The organism is Polaromonas sp. P3_C2, from assembly GCF_056402675.1.
This window is the reverse complement of sequence record NZ_JBFUGX010000166.1, coordinates 1-7,341: the sequence shown is the minus strand read 5'-3', so window position 1 is coordinate 7,341 and position 7,341 is coordinate 1. Positions and strand designations below refer to the sequence as shown.

General features: G+C 63.4%; 8 protein-coding genes. 6 read left to right on the top strand and 2 right to left on the bottom strand.

The window, feature by feature from the left end; translation table 11 throughout:
- The first annotated feature begins 15 nt into the window (after positions 1–15).
- The 6 genes from AC1DWI_RS09185 (at position 16) to AC1DWI_RS09160 (ending at position 5,862) form a co-directional block, all read left to right on the top strand.
- Positions 16–816, top strand: coding sequence for a fumarylacetoacetate hydrolase family protein (locus AC1DWI_RS09185; RefSeq protein WP_477668001.1), 801 nt, complete (start codon positions 16–18; stop codon positions 814–816).
- Between the two features lie 146 nt (positions 817–962).
- Positions 963–1,874 carry a dienelactone hydrolase family protein gene (locus AC1DWI_RS09180; protein ID WP_477724716.1) on the top strand — a complete coding sequence of 304 codons (912 nt, stop codon included), beginning with the start codon at positions 963–965 and terminating at the stop codon, positions 1,872–1,874.
- Between the two features lie 509 nt (positions 1,875–2,383).
- Complete coding sequence (locus tag AC1DWI_RS09175) at positions 2,384–3,229, top strand: ZIP family metal transporter (protein WP_477724715.1); 846 nt, start codon at positions 2,384–2,386, stop codon at positions 3,227–3,229.
- A gap of 164 nt (positions 3,230–3,393) precedes the next feature.
- The gene (locus AC1DWI_RS09170; protein WP_477667998.1) at positions 3,394–3,618 is read left to right on the top strand and encodes a hypothetical protein; all 225 of its coding nucleotides are present in this window, start codon (positions 3,394–3,396) and stop codon (positions 3,616–3,618) included.
- Between the two features lie 419 nt (positions 3,619–4,037).
- Positions 4,038–5,300: an FAD-dependent oxidoreductase gene (locus AC1DWI_RS09165; RefSeq protein WP_477724714.1), complete on the top strand. Its 1,263-nt coding sequence runs from the start codon at positions 4,038–4,040 to the stop codon at positions 5,298–5,300.
- 379 nt (positions 5,301–5,679) lie between these two features.
- Positions 5,680–5,862, top strand: coding sequence for a hypothetical protein (locus tag AC1DWI_RS09160; protein WP_477667996.1), 183 nt, complete (start codon positions 5,680–5,682; stop codon positions 5,860–5,862).
- Between the two features lie 117 nt (positions 5,863–5,979).
- Here AC1DWI_RS09160 and AC1DWI_RS09155 read toward each other — a convergent pair whose 3' ends face one another.
- Positions 5,980–6,216 (bottom strand): hypothetical protein, encoded by a 237-nt coding sequence (locus AC1DWI_RS09155; RefSeq protein WP_477724713.1) that lies wholly within the window; start codon positions 6,214–6,216, stop codon positions 5,980–5,982.
- 227 nt (positions 6,217–6,443) lie between these two features.
- On the bottom strand, positions 6,444–7,341 hold an 898-nt coding region (locus AC1DWI_RS09150), incomplete at its 5' end, for a sulfurtransferase (RefSeq protein WP_477724712.1).

Below are 7,341 nucleotides of genomic sequence, written 5' to 3'. Positions count from 1 at the left end.
TCCCAGGAGACACACATGACAACACCAGACATGAGCAAACGCGGAATTCTGCAAACAGGCGCCCTGATGGCGACAGGCGCCGTCGTCGGCTGCGCCACGCCGGGCACGGCGGCAAATGCGCCGGCCACGCCTTTCACGGTGGCTGAGACCTACATCCCCATCGCGGGCAGCGCCGAAATGTTTCCGGTGCGCCGCATTTACTGCATAGGTCGCAACTACGCAGCACATGCAATCGAGATGGGTTCGGATCCGAGCCGTGAACCGCCGTTCTTCTTCCAGAAGCCGACGGACGCCATTCAGGTGGTGCCGCCCGGCAAGGTTGCAGACCACCCGTACCCCACACTGACCAAAAACTACCACTACGAAGTCGAACTCGTGGCGGCGCTGGCCAAAGGTGGGCGCAACATCCCGATGAGCGAGGCGCTGGATCGTGTTTACGGTTACGCGCTGGGCCTGGACATGACGCGCCGCGACCTGCAGCGCGGCATGGGCGACCAGAAAAAGCCCTGGGAAATCGGCAAGAGCTTTGACATGTCGGCTCCCATCGGTCCCATCCACAAGGTTGCGCAGACCGGCCACTACACCAAGGGCGCAATCTGGCTCAAGGTCAACGGCCAGGTCAAGCAGCAGGCCACGCTGAACCACATGATCTGGTCGGTGGCCGAGCAGATCTCCAAACTGTCCGAAGCGTTTGAGCTCTTTCCCGGCGACATCATTTACTCGGGCACGCCTGAAAACGTCGGCCCGGTGGTCAAGGGCGACGTCATCGAATGCCATATTGACGGTTTGCCAGAGTTGAGCGTCAAGATCGTTTGAGTTTGGGTGCGGGGCGGGGCGGGGCGGGGCGGTGGGCAAGGGAAAACACCAGCGTCATTGCCTTGCGGTGGCAAGAACTTCCGGGGCCGCATAGACTCCGACTGTTTGCCTTTTGAGAACCTCCCACAATCTACTGAGGAACCGCCATGCTTGAACACGACCAGAAGAAAGACTTCGACGCCCTGCTGCCCGGGCGGTCCACCGAAGCCGGCGCCAGTCGCCGCACCGCGCTCAAAACGGCCCTGGGGGTCGGGTACGCGGCCACCGCCATGCCCATCATGGCGCAGACAGCCATCAAAACTTCTTCAGAAGGCCTGAAGACCGGCGAAACCACCTATGAAGTCAATGGCTTCAAGGTGCCCGCTTTCTTTGCGGCGCCCGCCGGCAAGACCAACCTGCCGGTGGTGCTGGTGATCCAGGAAATTTTTGGCGTGCACGAATACATCGCCGACACGGCCCGGCGCTTTGCCAAAGCCGGCTATCTGGCGATTGCCCCAGAGCTCTATGCGCGCCAGGGTGACCCGAGCAAATACAACGAAATGGCCAAGCTCATGGCCGAAGTGGTGTCCAAGGTGCCTGACGAACAGGTCATGGCCGACCTGGACGGCGCCGTGAAGTGGGCAGCCGCTAACGGTGGCAATGCGAAAAAGGTGGGCATCACCGGTTTTTGCTGGGGCGGCCGCATCACCTGGCTGTATGCCGAGCAAAGCAAGAACGTGAAGGCCGGTGTGGCCTGGTATGGCCGCCTGGTCGGCCAGCCATCAGCGCTGACGCCCAAGCACCCGCTGGACCTGGCCGCCAACCTCAAGGCGCCGGTGCTGGGCCTGTACGGCGGGCAAGACGGCGGCATCCCGCTGACCACCGTCAACCAGATGAAAGACGCACTGACTGAAGCCGGCGCCAAKGGCAACAAGGCGGCAGCCGCCTCTGAGTTTGTGGTCTACCCGCAAGCGCCCCACGCCTTCCATGCCGACTATCGCCCGAGCTACCGCAAGGATGCGGCAGATGACGGATTCAAGCGTGCCCTGGAATGGTTTAAATCCCACGGCGTGGGTTAAAGCACCCCCGTCCAGGCTCACTGCGTGTAGCCTGTTCCCCCAAAAGTGATGCACCCCTGTCCAAGCTCACTACATGTAGCTTGTTCCCCCCTCGAGGGGGCGGCGCCAGCGGCCCGGCAAAGCCGGTTCCGCGGCCCCTGCTGGTGAAATACCCCACACTGATTGCGCCCTGAACTCTTCAAGCCAGCATGAGGCGCGGGACTGGCTTTGCCAGACCGCAGGCGGGCGGCCCCCGAGGGGCTGGAGCCCGCGGCTCCAAGCCTGCCTGCGCAGGCTTGGACGGGCGACAGAGGCGAAGCGTCTCGCGAGCCGCGGCCTGCAAGGCCTCGGGAGCTACACGCAGTGAGCGACCGTGGGGGCTAACCACTTGACAGGCTTGATAAGATTGAAACAACCCCGGCCGCAGGCATTGGATGCCGCGCCCGGGGTTTGTCGTCTGTGGTGTAACCTCTGCGGATAATTTTGAGTGATTTCGGGCCTTAGCCCAATAAATACGAGCGCAAGCAGCTATGACTTTGATAGCAATCCTGGTGGGGACCCTGGCTGCAGGCATTGGCAGCGTGTGGCTGGCGGCTCTGCTCAGCTTTGGTGTGCTGGCCCGCTACACCCAGCACATGCTCAGCCTGGCGGCCGGCGCGCTATTGGCCACGGCCTTCATGCATTTGCTGCCCGAGGCTTTTGAAAGCCAGGCCGGGGCCAAGGAACTGTTTGCCACCTTGCTGGTCGGGCTGGTGTTCTTTTTCCTGCTCGACAAGGCCGAACTCTGGCATCACGGCCATGAGCACCATGGCGGCGAGCACCATGGCCCCGAGGCTGCGGCGCATGCACACCATGACCATACGGAGCACGTCCATGCCGCGCACAGCCACCACGGCCACCACGGCCATACGCATGGCGAAGCCAAAAGCGGCAGCTGGGCTGTGCTGGCCGGCGACAGCGTGCACGCTTTCGGCGACGGCATCCTGATTGCGTCGGCCTTCATGGCCGATTTGCGGCTGGGCGTGGTCGCCGCGCTGGCGGTGCTGGTGCATGAGGTGCCTCACCACATGGGCGACCTGGTGGTCCTGYGCCAGACCTCCAACAACCGCCGCGCCGCCTTCATCAAGGTGTCGCTGGCCGGTGCCGTCACCGCGCTGGGCGGCGTGGTCGGCTATGCGCTGGTTGACCAGCTATATGACTACCTGCCGTTTTTCCTGATCATGGCGTCCAGCAGTTTTATCTATGTCGCGCTGGCCGACCTGATTCCCCAGTTGCAAAAACGCGTCACCGCCCGGGAAACCATGGCGCAAATTGCCTGGCTGGGTATCGGCATCGGGCTGGTCACGCTGATCAGCGGGATGGCGCACCACCACTGAGCGGCAAGGCGCAGCTGCGGTTGCGGCTGCTGTCAGACGGCGCCTGACAAGTACAAGGCCTGGCGACCTATAGGCGGGTTTCGGGCGGAGCGGGAAGATAAGGGCAAGCATCCTTTTGATGCTCCGTTGCGTTGTGCAAACACTGTGCAAAAGGCAGGCCCGCCATGAACTTCCATTCAGACTCCACCACGGTTTCCAGCGCCTTCCGCCCGTCGGCCTACGATGTCAGCGGCGAGTTGGCTCAAGACGCGCCGCCGCGCAAGCCGCGGAGTTTTCACCGCCCGCGCGCAGCCGCGTACATCGCTTTTTTCATCACCGTTTTCGCCAGCATGGCCGCCGCCGCTGCGCTGGCAATCCATGACATGCCTTTGATGGTGGTGGGTCTGTGATGGGCGGAACGCGCAAGCGGCCAGGCAATGAAGAGCCCGAACCGACGTTGGAAGCGGACCTGCCGTCCGACGGCCGGGACGAAAAAGGTGAAGCGATGATCCGCGACTTGCCCAGACGGGTGGAGCCGCCGCAGTCTCTGCAGTCGCCTGGCAGGGGCCCAACGGCGCCGGAAAAGGGAAGCAGGAAGTAGCCATGGCCACCAACCCGAACGTTCCGCCACCCGAGCCCCTGCCGCCCCTGGACACCCCGCCGGACCCGGGCGAAGTACAGACCACTCCCATGCCAATGACGCTGAAATAGGCGAAAACAGCTCCGCAAGAGATGTTGACGGGTCTGGGCGGTGGTTGCCCCGCCTGGAGCTTGCAAGGGCCATCAAGCCTGGATATGGTCGGAGGATTTTCATCCCCGGGGAGACACCATGGCCGACGTAATGAATGTCCGCTGCTGCATCGCCGGCGGCGGCCCGGCCGGCATGATGCTGGGCCTTTTGCTGGCACGCGCCGGGGTGCAGGTGCTTGTGCTGGAAAAGCACGCCGATTTCCTGCGTGACTTTCGCGGCGACACCGTGCATCCATCCACTCTCGAAGTGATTCACGAACTGGGCCTGCTGGAGAAGTTCCTGGCGCGCCCGCACGATGAAGTGAGTGAGTTGCGCGCCGTGGTCGGCAACACCGAACTCGTGCTGGCCAGCTTCAGGCATTTGCGCCTGCGCTGCAAATTCATCGCGATGATGCCCCAATGGGAGTTTCTGGATTTTGTGCGCGATGAGGCGGAGCTGTATCCCGGTTTTCGCCTGATCCAGAACGCCGGAGTGACCGGCGTGATCCAGCAAGATGGCGTGGTGACGGGCGTGGAGGTCGCCACACCCGAGGGCGCCCTGCAGGTGATGGCGGACCTCGTGATCGGGGCCGATGGCAGGCGGTCCACGGTGCGCAGTTCGGCCGGGCTGGTCGTGCGCGATCTGGGCGCGCCTATCGATGTGCTGTGGATGCGCCTGCCCAAGATGCCGGGCGATCCTTCCACGACGGGCGGGCGCATTACCAACGGCATTTTCCTGGCCATGATTGACCGCCGTACTTATTGGCAGTGCGCCTATGTGATTCCCAAGGGCGGCATCGAGGCTGTTCGCTCAGAGGGGCTGGAGGCTTTCCGCACAGACGTGGTGAAGGTGGCGCCGCTCTTTGCCGACCGTATCGCCACCCTGGCCAGTTGGGACGACATCAAGCTGCTGAGTGTCACGGTCGACCGGCTGGAGCACTGGTACAAGCCCGGCCTGCTGTGCATCGGCGACGCTGCACATGCCATGTCGCCTGTGGGCGGCGTGGGCATCAACCTGGCGGTACAGGATGCCGTGGCGGCGGCCAACATTCTGGCTGCTCCCCTCGCAAGTCCGCAGGTGGACCGGGCCGCGCTGACGCCCTTGCTGGCGCAGGTACAARAACGCCGGTTGTTTCCCACACGCGTCACGCAGGCGGTGCAGGTCGCCATCCAGAACCGCCTGCTCAGCCCGGTACTGGCGGCGCGGGGGCGCGACGGCCCGCCCATGGCGCTGCCCTGGCCGCTGAAGCTGATGCGGCGCTGGCCCTTGCTGCAGGCGCTGCCGGCCTATGCGGTCGGCGTGGGCGTGCGGCCTGAGCACGTGCGCTCGCCTGTCCAGCTGGTGACTGCCGATACCGGCTGAATGGTCGTAGTTGCTATTGATTTGATAGCTGTTTGCGCTTGTTCAATAAGGCTGGAAGGCCATTTTTTCTTGAGTCCTTGAAGATTTTCGGGGGGCGGTCCTGAGCTGCATCCGCCTTCTTTTCCAGCGGGAGGACTTGAACACTGGCGTCCGCAGGAAGGGCAAAAAGACAAAAAAAGAGGGTTTGTAGGCTTGTTCCTACGCAATCCACAGGCATTGCCTACATTCCCCGGCCGCAACGATGCCTACAGTGAATAAGGCAGGCACAGGTGCGTAGCAGGTGTGCAAGCGCCGCAAACCACCCCCCAATCCCACTCAACAGTCTGCACCTCGCTGCTGCTTTCTGCCGCAAGCAAAGGTGACCTTCAAGGAGACCGTCATGAAAACCGCCGCAGAGACACTTCACTCCCACAGGCCCGAACCCAGCCCTTCGAAAGGACGCCTGGGTGACCGGCCGGACAACGGCTCGCGGAGCAGTCGCGGTGCCGGCCCTTCGTCGGGGTCACGCCTGGACAATCCGCACAAGCGCACCCGCCTGTCCGGCCACGCGCGCGCCTGCTGATGCAGGCGCCTCTGTGTGCGCATCAGGCGAAAAACGCTTACAGCCCTGTGGGACACCGTCTCATGGGGTAAGCCCGATGTAGCGGGCTAAATTGAATTCCGGCTGACGTTCAGCCACTCACCGTTCAGCCATTTCATCTTCAAAAAAGGAAACCGACATGCACGCATCCAAATTCAAACCTGCTGCCCTTACCGCCGTTGCCCTGGCCGCTTTGCTGGCACTGGGAGCCTGTGGCAAAAAGGTGGAAGACACCGGCGCGTCGCCTTCGACACCTGCCGCTTCACCCTCGACCACACCTTCGCCGTCGACCACGCCATCCCCAACAGGCAGCAGCTCTTCGATGGGTACGTCCACAACCGGTAGCACCCCAATGGGAACCAGCACGTCTCCGATGACAGGTGACGCAGCGACGCCTGGTACGGCAGCCAGCGCTCCGGCCAAGTAATCGGACCTGAAAATCCGGCATTGACCGGCACTTTTTGAGCGGGTCCTGCGCGGCCGCCTCAACAAGAAGAAAAACCTGCATGCCGGAAAGCATGCAGGTTTTTGTGTTTCTGGCGGCGCCGCGAAGCGGGGCGGCCTCAGCCCTGTGCGACCGGATGCGCTGGGTCGCTGCACCAGTCGCTCCAGCTGCCGGCGTAGAGCCCGCTTCTTCCGAGGCCGGCCAACTCCATGGCAATGATGTTGGGAACGGCGCTGACGCCGCTGCCGCAATGGTGTACCACGGTGGCCGGGTCGCGGCCGGCCAGCAAGGTTTCAAACTCGGCCTTGAGCTGGACTGCCGGCTTGAACTTTCCGTCGGGCCCCAGGTTCTGGCCGAAGGGGCGGTTCAATGCGCCGGGGATGTGGCCGGCCACCGGATCCAGCGGCTCCACCTCGCCCTTGAAGCGTGGCGTGGCGCGTGCATCAACCAGTGTTTGTGCCGGGCGGCCCAACTGGCTCGCCACGGTCTGGGCCGATACCAATGTGGCTTTTTCCGGCGCCAGGAGGAAGCTGGCCTGGAAATGCGCAGGTTCTTCGCCGCTGTTGACGGCGCCGCTGGCGGCCTGCCATGCTTGCAGCCCACCGTCGAGCACCGCCACGTTTTCATGACCGGCCCATTTGAGCATCCACCACAGGCGCCCGCAGTAGTTGGCGCCGTTGCGGTCATACACCACCGCCTGCATGTTGTTGGCAAAGCCGACGCTGGAAAGCCAGGTGGCGAACTTCTCGCGGTTGGGCAGTGGGTGGCGTCCGCCCGACGCGGGTGTATCAGCGCCGCTGGCCGTGATCACGCCATGGGCGCCCGCCACGCCGTGCTTGGCACTCAATGCGGTGTCCAGGTTGGCATACACGGCGCCGGGAAGGTGCGAGGCGAGGTACTGCTCCTGGCCGGCGTTGGGCTTCATCAGGTCGAAGGTGCAGTCGAAGATACGCAGGGGCTTGGCCGATGCGATCAGGGCTTGCAGTTGTTCGGCGGAAATCAGGGTGGTGTAGCTC

Bases quoted from the DNA above. Each gene is read 5' to 3' on its own strand.
- AC1DWI_RS09185 (WP_477668001.1), top strand. From the start codon at position 16: ATGACAACACCAGACATGAGCAAACGCGGAATTCTGCAAACAGGCGCC.
- AC1DWI_RS09160 (WP_477667996.1), top strand. From the start codon at position 5,680: ATGAAAACCGCCGCAGAGACACTTCACTCCCACAGGCCCGAACCCAGC.
- AC1DWI_RS09170 (WP_477667998.1), top strand. From the start codon at position 3,394: ATGAACTTCCATTCAGACTCCACCACGGTTTCCAGCGCCTTCCGCCCG.